This is a genomic window from Pseudomonas sp. PSPC2-3 (assembly GCF_049898265.1).
GTDB classification, from domain to species: Bacteria; Pseudomonadota; Gammaproteobacteria; order Pseudomonadales; family Pseudomonadaceae; genus Aquipseudomonas; species Aquipseudomonas veronii.
In genome coordinates, this window is the sequence record NZ_JAFCXJ010000006.1 from 277,241 (window position 1) to 294,426 (window position 17,186).

Genomic DNA, 17,186 nt, shown 5'->3' on the forward strand with positions numbered 1-17,186 from the left:
GGCGCCGATGCGGTAGCCGGTTATGGTTTTAGGTCCTGGCGGCAAAGTGGCCTATCATTAGCCCTTTGAACCTGATGAAAGACTGTGATGACTACTACTTTGACGGCCGTCCTTGCCACCAGCGACATGCTTGAAATCGACGGGCTGCATGCCTTCGAGTTCGCACTGGATGAAAAAAAGCTGCTGATCATCGCCATGGATGGCCGTGCGCAAAAACGCTGGAGTTTCAGTCTGGAACAGCTGCAGGCCGCGGTCTTCGATGAGACTCTGCAAAGCTGGACGCTGACCGGTGATGTGGGCGAGCACCGCCTGGTCTGCATGAGCGCAATCACCGCCAATAATAATGAAGAGGATGAAGCGGATGCTGATGCGTAAATTCTGGCCCTTGTTGATCGCGGGCAGCGTCGGGGCGATGTCGGTACAGGCTGCACCGGCCGACACCCATGAACTGTTGGTCGGCAGCTACACCGCCGGCAGCAGCGAAGGGATCTATCGCCTGCAATTCGACAGCCGCACCGGGCGGTTCCAGGGCAAGCCGGTATTGGCGGCAAAAACGGCCAACCCGTCCTGGCTGACGGTCTCCAAGGACCAGCAGCATCTGTTTGTCGTCAATGAAAACGGCCCCGGCCAACAGGACGCGGTCGGTCGCGTCAGCAGCTACCGCATCGACCCGCAGAACCATCAGCTCACGCTGATCAATCAGGTTCAAAGCCTGGGCAGCGAGCCGACGCATTCCAGCGTGGCCGCCGATGGCCGCTACCTGTTCGTCGCCAACTATTCGGTGCTTGAAGACCCGGGCGGCAGCCTGGCGATTCTGCCGCTGGACGCCCAAGGCAAACTGGCGGCGCCCGTGCAGTTGAGCGGGCACCCGGCGAGCCGGGTCAACCCGCAACGCCAGGCGTCCAACCATGTGCATTCGGTGGTGCCGGGGCCGGATGGCAAGTATGTGTTTGTGCAGGACCTCGGCGCGGACAAGGTGTTTGCCTACCGCTACGATCCCAAGGCCAACGCTGAGCAGCCCCTGACCCCGGCCAACCCGGCATCGGTGCCCTTGCCGCCGGGCAGCGGCCCGCGGCATTTGCTGTTCAGCGCGGACGGCAAGCATGCCTGGCTGACCACCGAGATGAGCGCTCAGGTCGCGGTGTTCGATTACCACGACGGCACGCTCAGCCAAACCCAACTGGTGGACTTCGCCGCCGGGCAACCGGTGTCCGACAAGGCCGGCGCGGCGCTGCATGCTTCCAGCGATGGCAAGTTCCTGTACGTGAGCAATCGCGGCACGGCCAATCAGTTGCTGGTATTCAGCATCGATCCGGCGACCGCGCATCTCAAGGAACTGCAGCGCCGTTCCGTGGACGGCGACCATCCGCGCGAGTTCAGCCTGGACCCGAGCGGCAAGTTCCTGCTGGTCGCCAACCAGAAAAGCAATGAAATCGTGGTGATCGAACGCGATCCACACACCGGCCTGCTCGGCAAAACCGTGCAAAAACTACCGATCGATGCGCCCAGCGACCTCAAGTTCCTGGTGCGTCAATAAGCCACAGGCCCCGCACAGCGGGGCCTGATCCTCTTTATTAATTCGATTAATAACAGCTACTGTTTCAAAGCATTTCTAAGGCCCAACCCTCGGGCGTAAGTTGAGTTCCAAGGCCTCCCCGGCCACTCAACCAAACGAACACAAGGGTTACCGACATGAACTTCAATCTCTTCTCGATCATCGCCGCCTCCGCTGTTTCCGCCACTGTTGCACTGCCAGCTGCGGCCAGCGTGAACATCAACGGCAAACAATCCAGCACCAGCGCCTACACCCAGAAATACCTGCAACAGAGTGCCAACTTCTACGCCGCACTGGATCACAAAACCCAGTACTGAGCGCCCTGTGGGAGCCGGCGCGCCCGCTCCCACATCGATTCAGGCAGATTCAGGCTTGGCCATCACCGCGATAAACAGCGGCGAGTCCAGAAACCACTGCAACCACGCCTGCACCCGTCGATATGAGGTGCGCGCAAACCACTCCCGATCGACATGGGCAAACTGCCGCACAAACGGCGCCACAGCCATATCCGCAAGGCTTGGATGATCGGCGAGCAAATACGCACGGTCAGCCAGCAACGCCTCCAGCTTCTGCAAAAACACCTCACCGTCGGCCCGATACGCTTCCATCGGCCGCTCCGGGTAGCGCTCGGCATACTTGTAGCGATTCAAGTGATGTTTGAAGCCCAGGTCATTCTCGGCAATCAGCGCCTGCACCGCGGGATCACCCTGTAGCAACCAGTCTTGCGGATCGTTTTGCGCCAGGGCCCAGCGCATGATGTCCAGGCTTTCGTCGATCACCCGACCGTCGACGCTCAACACCGGCACCGTGCCTTTGGGCGACAGCGCGAGCATCTCGGCCGGCTTGGCCTTGAGGCTGACTTCGACAATCCGCAGCGGCACGCCGCAATAGCGCAGGGCCAGGCGGGCGCGCATCGCGTAGGGGCAACGGCGAAACGAGTACAGCAGCGCCTCGCTCACTTCACCTCCACGGTGCTCAAACCATTGCCCTGACGCTTGACCTGGATCTGCACCGGAATGCGCTCGTGCATTTCCTGTACGTGGGAAATCACCGCCACCTTGCGGCCCTGGGCTTGCAGGCCGTCCAGCGCGTCCATGGCCAATTGCAGGGATTCCGGGTCGAGGCTGCCGAAACCTTCGTCGATAAACAGCGACTCGATCTTCAAGGTACTCGAGGCCATCGATGCCAGGCCCAGCGCTAGCGCCAGGGAGACGAGGAACGTCTCGCCGCCGGACAACGAATGCACTGAGCGCAGTTCGTCGCCCATTTCCGTGTCCATCACCAGCAGGCCGAGCATGCTGCCGCCGCGTTTGAGGCGGTAGCGGCGCACCAGTTGGCGCAGTTGCACGTTGGCGTGGTGTACCAGCAAATCGAGGTTGTAGGCCTGGGCGATCTTGCGGAAGGTGTCGCCGGTGGCCGAGCCGATCAGCGCGTTGAGGCGCGCCCAGCGTTGCCATTCTTCATAAGCCTTGGTGATCTGTTTGGCCAGGGCGTGGTTGGCGTCCTGGCGGCGCTGGTCTTCGGATTGCCGCGCGCGCAGTTCGGCGCAGTGTTTTTCGCCCTCGGCCAGTTGCTGGTTGAGCGTGGCCAGTTGGGCGTCCAGTTGTTCGGCGTCGAGGTTGCCGTTGTGCAACGCCTGGTGCTCGGCCAGGCGTTGTTCGCGCTCTTGCAGCAGAACCCGGGCTTGCTCGACGGCTTTTTCGCTGTTGTGCAGTTGCTGGCGCAGCGCGCTGGCATGGGCCTCGTCCAAGGCCAGCAGGCGCTTGAGCCCGGCGTCGTCCAGGTCGGGGTGCAGGGCGCGCCACTCGCCCAAGCGTGTCGCGAGCGCGTGTTGTTCGGCGTGCAGCGTGTGCTGGCGGTCTTGCTGGGCCTTGAGGTCGGCGGCCAGTTGGATCAAGGCGTTGCGGATGTCCTGCAGCTGTTGATTGGCGTCGGCTTCGCTTTGCCGAGACTGCGCCACGGCCTGTTCGAGTTGCTGTTGCCAGTCTTCGGCGCGTGGGTGTTCACCGAGCAGGCGGGTGAGTTTTTCCTGGGCCGCGTGTTGCTGGGCGGCCAGTTCGCTGACCTGCTGGCGCAATGCGTCGAGTTGCTGCTGGCGATGTTGCTGATGGGTGTGTTCTTTCTCGATCGCCTGCTGACGCGCTTGTTGCTCGGCCAGTTCATCGCGCTGATGGGCCAACTGTTCGAGGCGCTGACCGACCTGTTGGTCCAACTGCATGAAGGTCGCCGCCGGTTCGCTGCGCAGGCCCTCGAGTGTCTCGGTCGGCAACAGGCTGGCGAACGCCTGCAGTTCTTCGTCGAGGCGTTCGCGGTCGTTGGCCAGTTCGCGTTGCTGGTCGATCAGTAACTGGCGCGCCTGCTGGCTGGCGTCCTGGGCGGCTTGCAGTTGTTGCTGCAGGCGCCCGGCGTTTTGTTGCAGGTTGAGCAGGGCGCCTTGGCGTTGCTCGTCCTGGGTGATGTTTTGCGTCAGTTGACTGAGCTGCTGGGCCAGCCAGATGCTGCGCCGGGCCGCCTCCTGATTGAACAGCGCGGCCGCCAGCGGGTGCGCGTCCAGGCTCGGCGCCAGGGCTTGCTGTTGGATTGCCAGTTGCTCCTGTTGCTGCAGGAATTCCTTTTGCTGGGCGATCAAACCGCCGACTTCACCGCGTAGCTCGGTGAGTTTTTCCTTGAGGCTGTCGACGGCTTTCTGCGCCATCGCCTCTTCGTTTTCGTCGTGGCGACCGAGGCTGTGCAGCAACGCTTCGGGTTGGTGATACGGATGTGCTTGGCTGCCGCACACCGGGCAGGGCTGGTCATCCTGCAATTGCCCGCGCAACTCCTCGACACTGGCACTGCGGGCCAGGCGCTGGCGCTCCAGCAGTTGCTTGGTCACCGTCAGGGTCTGTTCGGCGCGCGTGAGTTCGGCTTTGGTGTGCAGGCCGGTCTGGTTCAACTGATCGCGTTGTTGTTGCGCGTCCGCGAGTTTTTGCGTCAACACGCTGGCTTGCTGGTCCAGCTGTTGCTGGTTGTCCCACAGCCGGGTGAGGTCTTCGAAGGCGCGTTGCTGCTTGCGATTGTCTTGCAGCAGGCTGGCGAGTAACTGGATCTGCTCGGCGACGGCGTGAGGTTCGGCGCCGGCCTCCTGGTACAGCAGGTCGAGGGCATCGCGTTGTTGGGCGAACTTCTCGGCGGCGGCGGTGGAGCGCTGTTCAAGCTGCGGCAGTTCGGCCTGACCTTTGTTCAGGCGATTGCCGATCAGCATCAGTTGTTGCAGGCGGTCGCGGTAGGCGTTCCAGGCCTCGCTCAACGGCGCGAGGGCGGCGCTGCGTTCCAGGCCGGCGGCCAGGCGTTGCAGGCGCTCGGCGACGTGGGTGTGTTTTTCCTGCAAGCCCTTGAGCAAGGCCTGACCTTCGGCGCAGGCCGTTTCGTGCTGTTGCTGGTCCTCGTTGCGCTTGGCCAGTTCCTTGTTCAGGTGGGCGAGGGTGTTTTGTTCCTCGAAGGCCTGGCGCAGCAAAGGCCCGGCGTCGGCCTGAGCTTGCAGGGCCGCGGCCAGCGCTGTTTGGGCCGATGCCTGCTGTTGTAGGGCTTGCTCCTGGCGGCCATGCAGATCGGTTTGCTGCTCGATCTGCGCTTGAATGTGCGCGGCCAGCGGCGTGAGCAAGGTGTCGAGCTCAGCCTGGCGCGCGAAGTGATGGCGCTGCGGCGCCAACTGTTCCAGGCGGCTCAAGTCCTCGCGCTGCGGGCCTTGGCTGTCCCAGTGTTGCTGGGCTTGTTGCAACTGTTCGACGGCACTGAGCTTGCGCTCCTGCCATTCGCGCAGTTCCTTGAGCCAGGTGTGCTGCAGCTCCAGCTGCTTGAGCTGGGCTTGCTCGGTCTTGAGCTGTTGCTGCGCGTGGGCCAATTGTTGGTCCAGCTCGGCGCGGGCTTGCTCGGCCAGGGGTTCCACGCCGGTGGCCTGGTCCTGCAGTTGTTTGTGGGCGTCCTTGGCGTCCTTGGCCTTGTCGAAGGCGCGACGGCCGAGTTGGGTGTAGAGCGCGGTGTCGGTGAGCTTTTCCAGCAGTTCGCTGCGCTCGTTGTCGTTGGCCTTGAGGAAGGCGCTGAACTCGCTCTGCGCCAGCAGCACCGCGCGGGTGAACTGTTCGAAGTTCAGGCCCAGGGCCAACTCCAGCTGGGTCTTGTATTCGGTTTTCTGGCTCGCCAGCAACTGGTCGCTGTCCAGGTCGATCAGGCTTTGCCGGCTGTTCTGCAACTTGCCGCTGGCTTTGTCGCGGGCGCGGTTGGCTTCCCAGCGCGCTCGGTAGCGGCGGCCGTTGACGCCGACAAAGTCGACCTCGGCATACCCGCCGCCGGTGCCGCGTCGCAGCAAAGTGCGCGGGTCGCCGATGGAAATATCGCTGTCGGCGTCGGGCATCTTGGCCTGGCCGGTATCGCCCAGGCGCGGCACGGCACCGAACAGCGCCAGGCACAGCGCGTCGAGCAGGGTACTTTTGCCGGCGCCGGTCGGCCCGGTAATCGCGAACAACCCGGCGCTGGCCAGGGGCTCGGCGGTAAAGTCGATCTCAAACGGGCCGGCCAGGGAGGCGAGGTTTTTCAGGCGGATGGCGAGGATCTTCATGGCTGTTCGCCCTCCTGTTGCACTTCCTGGAGCAGCACCGCGAAGTCCTTCAAGGTCTGTTCATCCACTTCACTGCCGTAGTTGTCCTGCCAGGCGCGGCTGAACAGCTCCTGGGGGGTGAGCTGGTCGAGTTCGATCAGGCGCTCGTTGTCGGTGTCGTCGCTGCCGCGTTTGCCGGCGTACTCGGCAGCGATACGCACCAGGCGCACGGCCTTGCCTTGCAGGGCGGTTTCGATTTGCTGGCGCAGGTCGGGTTGCGGCTCGTCGAGGCGCACGCGCACTTCCAGCCACGGCTGGCGTTGGGTTTCGGCGAGCAGGTCGATGTCCGGCAAGTCGCCGAGCTGCTTGAGGATATCGGCCAGTGGCGCGGCTTCCAGGCGTTGCAGGTTGACCGCGCGCGGGATCAGGCGCGGTTCGACGCTGAGCAGGGTTGCGCCGTCGAACGTCACGTCGAGAATCTGGTGTTGGTAGCCGATTTCGGAAAACGACAACGGAATCGGCGAACCGCTGTAGCGAATGCGTTCTTCGCCGTTGACCCGCTGCGGCTTGTGCAGATGGCCGAGGGCGACATAGCTGACGCTGGCGTCGAACAGGCTGGCGGGCAGCGCTTCGGCGTTGCCGATGATCAGGCTGCGCTCGGAGTCTTCCGACACCGAACCGCCGGCCATATGTGCATGGCTGATGGCAACCAGCGCCTGGCCGGGCTCGCGTTTGGCGTTGGCTGCGGCAATCAGCCACTCATGCACTTGGCCGATACCGCGCAGGTAATCGTCGCCCAGTTGCGCCCCGGTGACTTCCGCCGGGCGCAGGAACGGCAGCGCCAGGCACCAGGCGGCGATCTTGCCGTCGGCGCCGGGCAGCGGGATCAGCAACCGCTCGGTATCCAGTTGCCCGTCATCGAGCCACAACACCCGGCCCAGGGCATGGGTGCGCAAACGGCGCATCAACGGCGCGGGCAGTTCGATGCGCGAGCCGGAGTCGTGGTTGCCGGCGATCATCACAATCGTGAGGTTGGGGTTTTGTTCGTGGGCGCTGATGATGAAATCGTACAGCCGCTCCTGGGCCTTGAGCGGCGGGTTGACCGTGTCGAAGATATCGCCGGCGATCAACAGCACGTCCGGCGCGTGCGCGCCGAGCTGACGCAGCAGCCACTCGAGGAAACAGGCGTGTTCGAAGTCGCGCTCCTGGCCATGCAGGTTTTGCCCAAGGTGCCAGTCGGAGGTGTGAAACAGACGCAAGGCGAGCTCCGTGGAGAAGATGAGAAGGAGGGGAGTTTACCTGTATTGCGCACACGCTGCTCCAGACGACGCAGATCCAGTGTGGGAGGTGGTTTGCCTGCGATGGTGGTGGTCCGCTTGAGCAGTGTTGTCTGGCCCATCGCTATCGGGGGCAAGCCCCCTCCCACAGGGGTATGCGGTGTGCGTTATGTCTTGGTGGGCAGGCAATCCAGGGCGCGGTCGGACAGGTTCGGGCTATGTCGACCAGACGACGCAGATCCAGTGTGGGAGGGGGCTTGCCCCCGATGGCGGCGTGTCAGTCGACATCATAATTGACTGATACACCGCTATCGGGGTGGTGGTGGTGGTGGTGGGTCCGCTTGCTCGGTGTTGACTGGCCCACCCCCCGTCCCGACTCTCGATTCGTGACGTATCAGGGGGGCTATTTGGGATACAACGGCGGCAAGCTGGTGGTGTCGGTCGTCGGGTCTTGCTCGCGTTCGGCCATTGGAATGGCTTTTACCGCACGCCACAGTTCTTCACCCAGCCAATAATGGCCGCTTTCGCTGTACAGCGCGCCGTTCAACCCATCCAGCGCGTCGGACAGCGGCACGAAGCGCGCCGCCATGTCGGCCAGGGTTTCCGGTTGTTGCCGGGCCCAGGCGTCGAGGGCCTGGCGCGTGGCCTGGGGGTCGTTGGCCTGGGTCGCGCGCTTGAGGTCGTCGAGCAGGGTGCGCGGGCTCGGGCCGGTTTGTGCGGCGCGTTGCACCGCCGGTTGGCGGCGTGCGCGCCACCACAGGCCGAAACCTAGCAACGTGGTGCAGGCAAGGAGCAGGGTGCTCAGTTGCCACAGCCACAGGCGGCTATCGTCGGGGGCGGTGATCACGGTCGGTGTCGCGGGTGTGTCCACCACCAGGCTCGGGTTATTCGCTACTTGCAGCGTGCGGGCGGGCAGGCGGGTGCGTTCGAGGTGGTCCTCATGGGTGTTCCACCACACCACTTCCACCGCTGGCAAGTCCAGCGCGCCGGCGCGGGTGGGCACCAGGGCTTCGCGGTCTTCTCGGCTGCCGATCAGGCCACGGTCGTTGTTCTGGTTGCCGACTACCGGCTGGTCCGGATAGCGGCGCAGGCCATTGATCTCGGTGCTCGGCAGTGCCGGCAGTTGTGCGCTGGAGAGTCCCTCGGCCTTGACCGTCAGGCTGCGGGTCAGGGAATCGCCGACCTGCACGTGGTCCGGCTCGGGGTTCCAGTTTTCGCTCAGGGTCAGGCTGCGTGCCGGCAGCCACGGCGCCTCGGCGGGGTACAGCTCGGGCTTGGGTTTGACCGTCAGCTCGAGGGGCGCGGAGCTGACGTGGATCAGCTTGCCCGGCTTGGTGCCCTGCAGCGTGTTCTCCTGCGGCGGGCGCGACTCCACCAGGGTCGCGCTGAAGGTCTGGGCGGCAATCGTCAGGCTGCCGCTGTGCTGCGGGTAGATCGCGTAGCGGGTTTCGATCACGCCGTGGCGAATGCTGTTGATGACCTTCTCGTAGGTGCGTGATTCGCCCAGTTGCTCGATGCGCGCATCGGGAATCTGCAGCGGTGTGAGGCTGCTGTCGTCGTACAGCGACACCGAGTGATACACGCGTACCGTCAACAGGGCCTGGGCCTGCACGTACACGGTGTTCTGGTCGAGGTTGGATTCGACGAACACCGGCGCGAGTTCGGCGTTGGTGTCCTGGCTGGTGGTTTCCAGCACTTGCAGGCTGATCGGCTGGGTCGTGTATTCGCCCACTTGCAGCGGCGGGATCACCACGGTGCCGTTTTGCTTGGGCAGCAGGGTAATGATCCAGCGCGTCGTGGCGTGGTTATCGCCGCCGAGGGTGGTGAGTTGGTTGATCTGGCGCGTGCCGCTGACTTCGAACTGCGCCTCCAGCGGCGACAGGTCGGGTTTGCCGAACTGCGTGACGTCGCCGGATTCCACCGTCAGCTCCACCGTTTCCCCGGAATTGAGGCGGCTGCGGTCGACGCTGGCGACCAGGTTCGCCGCCTGGGCGTGGCTTGCCGACAACGCGAGCAGAAGCAGAAGGGTGGTGCGGCGGCTCATCGAGTCTTGTCCTGATGCTGTTGCTGTTCGTACCAGAATTTGCGCCGCAGCAGTTCGCCGGGGTTGTCCGGGATCTCCTGCAGCCATTGTTCCAGGGCCTGGCGATGTTCGCCGTCCAGGCTGGCGCCGCTGGGGCGCAACGGCGGGGTGGTGGTTTGCTCGTCCTCCAGCTCGCTGCCCGGCACGTCATTGCCGCCCGCTTGTGGCGTGGCGCCGGCCTGGGTATCGGCGGTGCCGGCTTCACCCTGGTTTTGCGGCGATTGCTCGCCACCCGTGGCACTTTGCGCGCTGGCGCCCGGTTGCGCAGTTTGGCCGGGTTGGGTGGTTTCGTCATCTTCGTTTTTTGCGGGCGGGGCCGGCTCGGGCTGCGCCTGTTGTTGTATCAGGCTTTCCACCAGGGCCTTGTTTTTCAGGGCCGGCAGCAGATCGGGCTGGGCTTCCAGCGCCTGTTCGTAGGCATCGATGGCTGCTTCCAGCTCACCGGACCTGGCCAGTGCATTGCCGCGATTGTAGTGAGAGTAGGCGTCACTGCCCTCGGCAAAACGCTTGATGGCTTCGGCGTAGTTACCCGCTTCGTACAGCGCCACGCCTTGCCATTGCGGGTCTTGGAAGCGTTCGGCGGCTTCGGCGGGGCGTTTTTTCTTCAGCAGGTACTGGCCTTGCTGGTCGGGGCGCAGCCACAGGTCCTGGAGTTCGAAGGCATAACTGGGCTGCGGTGCGCCAAGCAGCAGCAACGGCAAGCAGAACAACCAGCCACGCCGCCCGGCGCACGCGGCCAGCAGCAACAACGGCAGCAGCAGCCAGTAACCCTGGTCGGCCCAGGTGTCGAGGTGCAGCAGTTGGCCGTCGTTGCGCAGGGCTTGCGGCGCGTCGAGCATGCCCAGTTGGCGCAGGTCCTTGTCGTCCAGGCGCGCGGCACGGTAGCGGCCGCCCATTTCGCTGGCGAAGGCTTTGAGCGTCGGGCTGTCGAGGCGCGGCACGAGGATGGCGCCTTGGTCGTCCTTGAGGAATTCGCCGCTCTCCAGGGTCACCGGCGTGCCTTCGCGGCTACCGATGCCGAGGATCGACAGGCTTGGCGCCTGGCCGCCTTGCAGCAGCAAGCGGATGCCCTGGCGTTCTTGCTTGGACAGCGATGAACCGATCAGCAGCAGACGCCCCTGGCCGAGGCCGCCTTGCTTGAGTAGGCCGAGGGCTTTCTCCACGGCCAGGTCGGCGCGGTGCCCGGGCTCGGGCATCAACGAGGGGCGTAGCGCTTCGAGCAGGTTGCGGCTGGTGGCCAGGTCGTCCGACAGCGGCACCAGGGTGTGGGCGCTGCCGGCATACACGACGATGGCGGTTTGTGCGTCGCTGCGCGCCTGCAGTAAGTCATACAGCTTGCGCCGTGCCTGCTCCAGGCGGCTGGGCGGGCTGTCGGTGGCGAGCATTTCCGGGGTCAGTTCGAGCAGCACCACCAAGGGGTCGGAAGGCTTCTGGCTGGTCTGTTCCACCCGTTGCCAACTGGGGCCGAGCAAGGCCAGTACTGCCAGCAGCCAGGCAATACCGAGGAGCACCCACGGCGATTTGCTTTCACGGCCATTGCCACCGCTGAGCAGCACGGCATGGAACGCCGGCGGCAGGATCATCTGCCAGCGCCCGGCGCGCTTTTGCCGGTGCCACAGCTGCCACAGCAACCAGCCGAGCAGCGGCAGCAGCAACAGCCACCAGGGACGGAACCAGTGCGGCCACAGGTCGATCATCGACGCCTCCGCAAACGCAGGCGTTTGAGGCGCTGGCGCCATTCTGGGTGCTGTTGCAGAAAATGCCCCTTGGTCGACAGTTTGTTGAACAGCCGTTGCAGCGCGTTGTTCGGCCAACGCTCCTGCACCACCAGCAACAGGCTGAGGATCAGCGCCAATGCCAGGGGGCCGCTGTACAGCGCCTGGGCCGGGCGCGCCTGGGTCGGTTGCTGTTCGACCGGTTCGAGTTGGTCGAGGGTTTCCTTGACCGCTTGCAACTCTGCGCCATCGCGGGCACGGAAGTAGCGGCCGCCGGTGGCCTCGGCAATGGCCTTGAGCGCCGGTTCGTCGAGGTCCAGGCTCGGGTTGACGCCCAGCACGCCAAGGGAACCGGTTTGTTCCGGATCGGCGCCGATACCGATCGGGTAGATCTTCACGCCTTCTTCAGCGGCCAGGCGCGCGGCGGTCAGTGGGTCGATCCGGCCGCCGTTGTTGGCGCCGTCAGTCACCAGGATCAGCACGCGGCTTTGCGCCGGGCGCTGGCGCAGGCGTTTCAAGGCCAGGCCGATGGCGTCACCGATGGCGGTGTTCTTGCCGGCGATGCCGATGCGCGCTTCATCCAGCCAGGTGCGTACCGTGTGGCGGTCGAAGGTCAGCGGCGCTTGCAGGTAGGCTTGGCTGCCGAACAGGATCAGGCCGACGCGATCGCCTTCGCGCCCTTCAAGGAAGTCGCCGAGCAGGTGTTTGACCAAGGTCAGGCGGCTGACGTCATCGTCCTCCCACTGCATATCGGGAAAATCCATGGAACCGGACACGTCCACCGCCACCAGCAAATCGCGGCCGCTGGCGGCAATCGGCAGCGGTTCGCCGAGCCATTCCGGGCGGGCGGCGGCGGTCAACAGCAGCAGCCACAGCACGACGAAAGGCGCCTGTTGCCGCCAGCCGGGCAGGTTCGAGCGTGCGCGGCGGCCCGCCAGGCCTTCGAGGTCGCTGAGGTAGCTGACTTTCAGCGCGGGCTCGCCGCTGTCGGCCGCCGGCAGCACCAGGCGCATCAACCAGGGCAACGGCAGCAGGGCGAAGATCCACGGCCAGGCGAACTCAAACATGTTTGCGAATCCAGGTGTCGACGGCCTGGGTCAGGCCGGCGATGGCTTTGTCGTCGAGTTTGCATTCGGGCTTATAGGCGCCTTCCACCAGCACCATCCAGCGTGTGAGGCCGGCGGCGGGGCAGCGGTTATCGAGAAACGCCAGCCATTTGCGGCCATTGAGGGTGTGGCTCTGGCTGTAGGGGTAGTCGTTGCGGCACAGGCGCTTGAGCAGGCCGTTGAGTTGCTGCAGCCAGGCCCCGGCGGGCGCGCCGTCGTAGGGTCTGGGCATCAGCGCCAGTTCGGCCAGGGCGGCGATGCGCAGCGGGTCGAGCGGTTGTTCGGCGCGGGACACGGGACGCCGCGTGGGCAGGAAGCGGCGCAGCCACCACACGCCCCAGCCCAGCAGCGGGATCACCAGCAGCAACAGCCACCAGCCTGGCGCAGGCGGCCAGAAGCCGATCGCCGGTGGGGCGATCAGCGGTTGGAGTTGGTCGAGGCTGCTCATTGCTTTTTAACCGGGCGTTGCGGGTTGAGGTATTCGCGCAGTTGCTCGACCATTTCGCTCTGGGTGCTCAAGGGCATCAGCAATACCCGCAGTTTCTGCGCGAGCAGTTCCCAGCGGGCGCTGCGCGCTTCGGCCTGGGCCTTGTAGGCCTGGCGCAAATCGAAGTTCAGCGTGTCCAGTTCCAGTTGCGCACCGCGTTCGGCAAAGCGCAGCAGCCCGGCGGCGGGCAGGGCGTGGTCGAGCGGGTCGGAGATCGGCAGCAGCAACAGGTCGCAATGGCGTGACAACAGGCTCAGCTGTTGTTCGGCGCCTTCGGTCAGTGCGCGTTCGTCGCAGATCACGATCACCAGGCTGCCGGGGCGCAGCACTTCACGGCCACGGCGCAGGGCCAGGCCCAGGGCGTCGGTTTCGGGGCCGCTCTCGGTGCTCAGGCTCTGGTTGACCCGCACCAGGCGGTTGAGCAGTTGCAGCAGGCTCTGTTTGCTGCGCCGCGGTTTGATTTCGTAGTGCTCGTTGTCGCCGAAGACCAGCCCGCCGACGCGGTCGTTATGCCCAAGCGCCGCCCAGCCGATCAGGCTGGCCGCCTGGGCCGCGAGCACCGACTTGAACATCTGCCCCGAACCGAAAAACAAGCGGCAGCTTTGCTCCACCATGATGAAAATCGGGCGTTCGCGCTCTTCGTGGAACAGCTTGGTGTGCGGTTCCTGGGTGCGCGCGGTCACGCGCCAGTCGATGGTGCGTACATCGTCGCCGGCCTGGTAGACGCGCACCTGGTCGAAGTCGACCCCGCGCCCGCGCAGCTTGGAGTGGTGCAGGCCGATCAGCGGGCTGCGCTGGCTTGGCGTGGAAAACAGCTGCACTTCGCGCACGCGGTGGCGCATCTCAATCAATTCGCTGAGCGTGACGCGCACTCCATCGCTGGCGTTCATCGATTTCAAGCGACGGCTACGACGTCGAGAATGCGTTGTACCACGCGGTCCTGGTCGATCCCGGCGGCTTCGGCTTCGAACGACAGAATGATGCGATGGCGCAGCACGTCGAACAGCACCGCCTGGATGTCTTCCGGGCTGACAAAGTCTCGCCCGGCCAGCCAGGCGTGGGCACGGGCGCAGCGGTCGAGGGCGATGGAGCCGCGGGGGCTGGCACCATAGGCGATCCACTCGGCCATTTCCGGGTCGAATTTGGCCGGGGTGCGTGTGGCCATGACCAGTTGCACCAGGTATTCCTCCACCGCATCGGCCATGTACAGGCCGAGAATTTCCTTGCGCGCGGCAAAGATCGCCTGCTGGCTGACGCGGCGTTCGGGCTTGGTTTCACCGTTGAGCGCCTCGCCACGGGCCTGCTGCAGGATGCGCCGCTCCACGGCCGCGTCCGGGAAACCGATCTTGACGTGCATCAGGAAACGGTCGAGCTGGGCTTCGGGCAGCGGGTAGGTGCCTTCCTGCTCGATGGGGTTTTGCGTGGCCATCACCAGAAACAGCGGCGACAGCTCGTAAGTACTGCGGCCCACACTGACCTGGCGCTCGGCCATGGCTTCGAGCAAGGCCGACTGCACCTTGGCCGGGGCGCGGTTGATTTCGTCCGCCAGCACCAGGTTGTGGAAGATCGGCCCCTGCTGGAACACGAAGCTGCCGGTTTCGGGGCGATAGATTTCAGTGCCGGTGATGTCGGCGGGCAACAGGTCGGGGGTGAACTGGATACGATGGAACTGCGCTTCGATGCCTTCGGCCAACTCCTTGATGGCTTTGGTCTTGGCCAGGCCCGGCGCGCCTTCCACCAGCATATGGCCGTCGGCAAGCAAGGCAATCAGCAGGCGCTCGATGAGTTTTTCCTGGCCGAGAATCTGCGTAGAAAGAAAGGTTCGCAGCGCAAGCAGCGCTTCACGATGTTCCATCGATGACGGTTCCTGGAGAGATGAGCCCGAGCGTCGAGAAAAAACGCCGGGCCTGGGGGGCTTACTTTAATGCATCGGGGGGGGCGGCGACTAACGGCGCGCGGGGTATTTTTCGCAAAACGTGTAGGAATTTTGTGTGGCAGTAGCCTCAGGCACGGATATAAGTGCCTGTGCCCCGGAGAATGTTCTGCAGGGTTTCTTCAACTTCAGCCAAATCCTCAGGGGCGGTGCTGTGCAGAATCTCCAGGTGATCCTTGCCGCCCAGCGCATCGGCATCGCCTGCCGCCAGCTCAATCAGCAACGTGCTGTCACTCAGCGTGACCTTCAGGCCCGCGAGGGTCGATGGTTCGTCGTCCCAGGTCAGCTCCACTTCGTCTTCATCCGGGTAACGGGCCAGTATGAACATCTCGCCCTTAGCGCTATGGCAGCAGAGCATGGCCATGTTGTCTTCTTCTTCGTCACATGGGTTGGCGATCAGGTCGGTAGTGATCAATTGCATGGCAGTCCTATGAGTTTATTGGCCGCAAAAGGGGGATTTTGCCACTGCTGCCATATTTATGTCGGTGTGAATTTCATCCGAGCGTCATGGTTTGAACACAACGTTTTTAATCGCGGTGCCGAAGGGGGCCGCTGCGTTGCCAAGCGCACTAGACGCGATGGGCGTCACGGAACGCCAGGCACCGTCGAGTATGCGCTCAGGTCCGCCAGGCCTGTTGTTGGCAGTGTCATCTATTCCGATACCCACCCGCCCCAGTCCCGCACCTAGTGAGAAGGCGGTCAGTAAATAACCTACGGGAGGAAATGCGATCCCGAGTGGCGCGAGTACCGTGGTACCCAGGCTCAGATACCCCAACGCTCGGATGACGGTGTTTTTTGTATGGTCTGTATTGAGCACGAATTGGTAGTACGCATCCGTGCGAGTGGCAGACTCGGTGCGTTTCTGAGTTTCCGTGAAGGGGTCGGCCACTCTCTTTCCGTCGAACATAGCGCCCTCTTCCCAAGCGTGGAGCCGTTCGTAGTAGGCATCGGCGCCTTGTTCTTTTGCCAGGGCCTGGTGGATCCGCAAGCGCTTTTGAATACCGCCATAAAACAGGGTGCTGGGTGCGTCCTCCATCAGAAAATGGCTCATAAATGAGTTTTCATTGTTGGGGTCGGCAGTGTGTGCGCCGAGCCACTTATTCATTGCTTCGGGGGAGTCGGACGAAATGATTTGAGGGGCGTTTCCCGGCATGAAGAGAAGTGTTCTCTGGGTTTTCTTGTCTCGAACATAAAATATGTCTGAGGACTGGGCGCCGCTGTAACTCAGGAATTTCGTTTCCAGGCCGGGGTCTGGCTGGTAGGGCTTGTTTAGGTCATCTGGTGTGAGTTGTGCGAATGATTTGCCGTGTGGCGTTCCGGCCGCCCGCTCAGCGAGTAGTAGGTCTTCCTTGCTCAGGGAGTGATTGTGATATTGCTCATTGGCGGCGTGTATGAAATTAAACTTTATACGTGTCGGATACTCTTTCCGGTTTGCGTCCCAGTATTGATCAATGTACGTGTCGTAAGGCTTTTTATAGGCGTGGTCCCATGTCATTTTCATAAAATCGTCAGGTGAGAGGGAAACCTGGTTTTCAGCGCTGTACGAATTGGGCGACGAACTGGAGGGCTCGGTATAAATGCCGGTGTAATGCGTTGAAATCCTTCCTCTGTCAGGCGCGTTGAAGACGCCGGTGATACTGGGCTGGTCTTTGGAGTGCCTTGAGTCTTCATGTATATCGAAGCTGGGTTTGCCTTGTTTATAGGTTGAATATCTAAACGGCGGCACGCCTGACGGTAGTTCTTCTCCCTGGATGTTTCGCATGGCTGCATCGGTGAGCGAAATTTTTCTTACGATATATCCCTTGTGGGGGCGCTTGTGCGAAGTGTGGTCGTAAGCGATGGTCGTCAAGTAGGTTTTATCTGGATCAACGTCTAATCCAAATTGTTGTTTTATCTGAAACTTGACGTGCGCTGCCACAAGGTGGCTCGGGCCCATAACCGGGGGCGCAGTTTCCATTATGTGGTTTTCGAGCGCCGGGTTTCGAACGAAGGAACCTCGGTAGTCGGAGGAGGGGGTTCCATCAGGGTGCCCGTGAAATGCTCTTATTTCTTTGGCGTATGAGGGGGGCGCGTAATCCGGGAGATTATCGAGTTTCCATTGAGATGATTTGCCAGCGTTTTGCAGTTTCCACGTTTCGAACCGCTCTTCGTCACTGATCGGCTGTGGCCTGGGGGCCGCCTGGTTATATTTATCCCATTGCGCAGAATATACGCCGCTGTCGGCGAACGAAATCGGCGGATTGATGTTATCCGGTGACGAGGTGGGTTGCGAAATGATGGGCGAGGGGGCTGTTGGCGTAATCATGACAGGCCTGCATAGATGACAGTCGGTTAACCACGCTCCCTGTGTTTTTTTTTGATTGGCGGTTGGCGCAGGAAAAGTTCCCTGATGTTTGAGGTCCCTTGCTTGATGTGCCGTAGGTATGTGCCGACGGGCTTCGCGTGTGTTAGCTATCA

Annotated in this window: 14 protein-coding genes; 3 read left to right on the top strand and 11 right to left on the bottom strand. The window is 63.0% G+C overall.

Features of this window, described 5'->3' with window-relative positions:
• Positions 1 to 87 precede the first annotated feature (87 nt).
• From ACP7E3_RS15790 to ACP7E3_RS15800, 3 genes are all read left to right on the top strand, one after another.
• Positions 88 to 375: a DUF5629 family protein gene (locus ACP7E3_RS15790; RefSeq protein WP_046383661.1), complete on the top strand. Its 288-nt coding sequence runs from the start codon at positions 88 to 90 to the stop codon at positions 373 to 375.
• On the top strand, positions 362 to 1,537 hold the full coding sequence (locus ACP7E3_RS15795; protein ID WP_426123643.1) for a lactonase family protein: 1,176 nt from the start codon (positions 362 to 364) through the stop codon (positions 1,535 to 1,537). Before ACP7E3_RS15790 ends, ACP7E3_RS15795 begins: the two co-directional genes overlap by 14 nt.
• A gap of 155 nt (positions 1,538 to 1,692) precedes the next feature.
• On the top strand, positions 1,693 to 1,872 hold the full coding sequence (locus ACP7E3_RS15800) for a hypothetical protein (protein ID WP_126585564.1): 180 nt from the start codon (positions 1,693 to 1,695) through the stop codon (positions 1,870 to 1,872).
• A 39-nt stretch (positions 1,873 to 1,911) separates the two neighbouring features.
• Here ACP7E3_RS15800 and ACP7E3_RS15805 read toward each other — a convergent pair whose 3' ends face one another.
• The 11 genes from ACP7E3_RS15805 to ACP7E3_RS15855 form a co-directional block, all read right to left on the bottom strand.
• Positions 1,912 to 2,514 carry a glutathione S-transferase gene (locus ACP7E3_RS15805; RefSeq protein WP_126588553.1) on the bottom strand — a complete coding sequence of 201 codons (603 nt, stop codon included), beginning with the start codon at positions 2,512 to 2,514 and terminating at the stop codon, positions 1,912 to 1,914.
• Complete coding sequence (locus ACP7E3_RS15810; RefSeq protein WP_426123645.1) at positions 2,511 to 6,149, bottom strand: AAA family ATPase; 3,639 nt, start codon at positions 6,147 to 6,149, stop codon at positions 2,511 to 2,513. Before ACP7E3_RS15810 ends, ACP7E3_RS15805 begins: the two co-directional genes overlap by 4 nt.
• The gene (locus tag ACP7E3_RS15815) at positions 6,146 to 7,387 is read right to left on the bottom strand and encodes an exonuclease SbcCD subunit D C-terminal domain-containing protein (RefSeq protein WP_046490942.1); all 1,242 of its coding nucleotides are present in this window, start codon (positions 7,385 to 7,387) and stop codon (positions 6,146 to 6,148) included. The genes ACP7E3_RS15810 and ACP7E3_RS15815 overlap by 4 nt, the downstream gene beginning before the upstream one ends.
• A gap of 421 nt (positions 7,388 to 7,808) precedes the next feature.
• Positions 7,809 to 9,449 carry a BatD family protein gene (locus tag ACP7E3_RS15820; RefSeq protein ID WP_046383655.1) on the bottom strand — a complete coding sequence of 547 codons (1,641 nt, stop codon included), beginning with the start codon at positions 9,447 to 9,449 and terminating at the stop codon, positions 7,809 to 7,811.
• Positions 9,446 to 11,185, bottom strand: a complete 1,740-nt coding sequence (locus tag ACP7E3_RS15825) for a tetratricopeptide repeat protein (RefSeq protein ID WP_057004658.1) — start codon at positions 11,183 to 11,185, stop codon at positions 9,446 to 9,448. The genes ACP7E3_RS15820 and ACP7E3_RS15825 overlap by 4 nt, the downstream gene beginning before the upstream one ends.
• Complete coding sequence (locus ACP7E3_RS15830; protein WP_057004657.1) at positions 11,182 to 12,270, bottom strand: vWA domain-containing protein; 1,089 nt, start codon at positions 12,268 to 12,270, stop codon at positions 11,182 to 11,184. The genes ACP7E3_RS15825 and ACP7E3_RS15830 overlap by 4 nt, the downstream gene beginning before the upstream one ends.
• Positions 12,263 to 12,757, bottom strand: coding sequence for a DUF4381 domain-containing protein (locus tag ACP7E3_RS15835; RefSeq protein WP_017846484.1), 495 nt, complete (start codon positions 12,755 to 12,757; stop codon positions 12,263 to 12,265). Before ACP7E3_RS15835 ends, ACP7E3_RS15830 begins: the two co-directional genes overlap by 8 nt.
• Complete coding sequence (locus ACP7E3_RS15840) at positions 12,754 to 13,686, bottom strand: DUF58 domain-containing protein (RefSeq protein ID WP_017846483.1); 933 nt, start codon at positions 13,684 to 13,686, stop codon at positions 12,754 to 12,756. The genes ACP7E3_RS15835 and ACP7E3_RS15840 overlap by 4 nt, the downstream gene beginning before the upstream one ends.
• Before the next feature lie 5 nt (positions 13,687 to 13,691).
• Positions 13,692 to 14,651: an AAA family ATPase gene (locus tag ACP7E3_RS15845; RefSeq protein ID WP_003218556.1), complete on the bottom strand. Its 960-nt coding sequence runs from the start codon at positions 14,649 to 14,651 to the stop codon at positions 13,692 to 13,694.
• 148 nt (positions 14,652 to 14,799) lie between these two features.
• The gene (locus tag ACP7E3_RS15850) at positions 14,800 to 15,150 is read right to left on the bottom strand and encodes a hypothetical protein (protein ID WP_057004655.1); all 351 of its coding nucleotides are present in this window, start codon (positions 15,148 to 15,150) and stop codon (positions 14,800 to 14,802) included.
• A gap of 84 nt (positions 15,151 to 15,234) precedes the next feature.
• Positions 15,235 to 17,034: a dermonecrotic toxin domain-containing protein gene (locus ACP7E3_RS15855; RefSeq protein ID WP_126588550.1), complete on the bottom strand. Its 1,800-nt coding sequence runs from the start codon at positions 17,032 to 17,034 to the stop codon at positions 15,235 to 15,237.
• Between the last annotated feature and the right edge of the window lie 152 nt (positions 17,035 to 17,186).

Bases quoted from the DNA above. Each gene is read 5' to 3' on its own strand.
- ACP7E3_RS15790 (WP_046383661.1), top strand. From the start codon at position 88: ATGACTACTACTTTGACGGCCGTCCTTGCCACCAGCGACATGCTTGAA.
- ACP7E3_RS15795 (WP_426123643.1), top strand. From the start codon at position 362: ATGCTGATGCGTAAATTCTGGCCCTTGTTGATCGCGGGCAGCGTCGGG.
- ACP7E3_RS15800 (WP_126585564.1), top strand. From the start codon at position 1,693: ATGAACTTCAATCTCTTCTCGATCATCGCCGCCTCCGCTGTTTCCGCC.
- ACP7E3_RS15810 (WP_426123645.1), bottom strand. From the start codon at position 6,149: ATGAAGATCCTCGCCATCCGCCTGAAAAACCTCGCCTCCCTGGCCGGC.
- ACP7E3_RS15820 (WP_046383655.1), bottom strand. From the start codon at position 9,449: ATGAGCCGCCGCACCACCCTTCTGCTTCTGCTCGCGTTGTCGGCAAGC.
- ACP7E3_RS15825 (WP_057004658.1), bottom strand. From the start codon at position 11,185: ATGATCGACCTGTGGCCGCACTGGTTCCGTCCCTGGTGGCTGTTGCTG.
- ACP7E3_RS15830 (WP_057004657.1), bottom strand. From the start codon at position 12,270: ATGTTTGAGTTCGCCTGGCCGTGGATCTTCGCCCTGCTGCCGTTGCCC.
- ACP7E3_RS15835 (WP_017846484.1), bottom strand. From the start codon at position 12,757: ATGAGCAGCCTCGACCAACTCCAACCGCTGATCGCCCCACCGGCGATC.
- ACP7E3_RS15840 (WP_017846483.1), bottom strand. From the start codon at position 13,686: ATGAACGCCAGCGATGGAGTGCGCGTCACGCTCAGCGAATTGATTGAG.
- ACP7E3_RS15845 (WP_003218556.1), bottom strand. From the start codon at position 14,651: ATGGAACATCGTGAAGCGCTGCTTGCGCTGCGAACCTTTCTTTCTACG.
- ACP7E3_RS15850 (WP_057004655.1), bottom strand. From the start codon at position 15,150: ATGCAATTGATCACTACCGACCTGATCGCCAACCCATGTGACGAAGAA.
- ACP7E3_RS15855 (WP_126588550.1), bottom strand. From the start codon at position 17,034: ATGATTACGCCAACAGCCCCCTCGCCCATCATTTCGCAACCCACCTCG.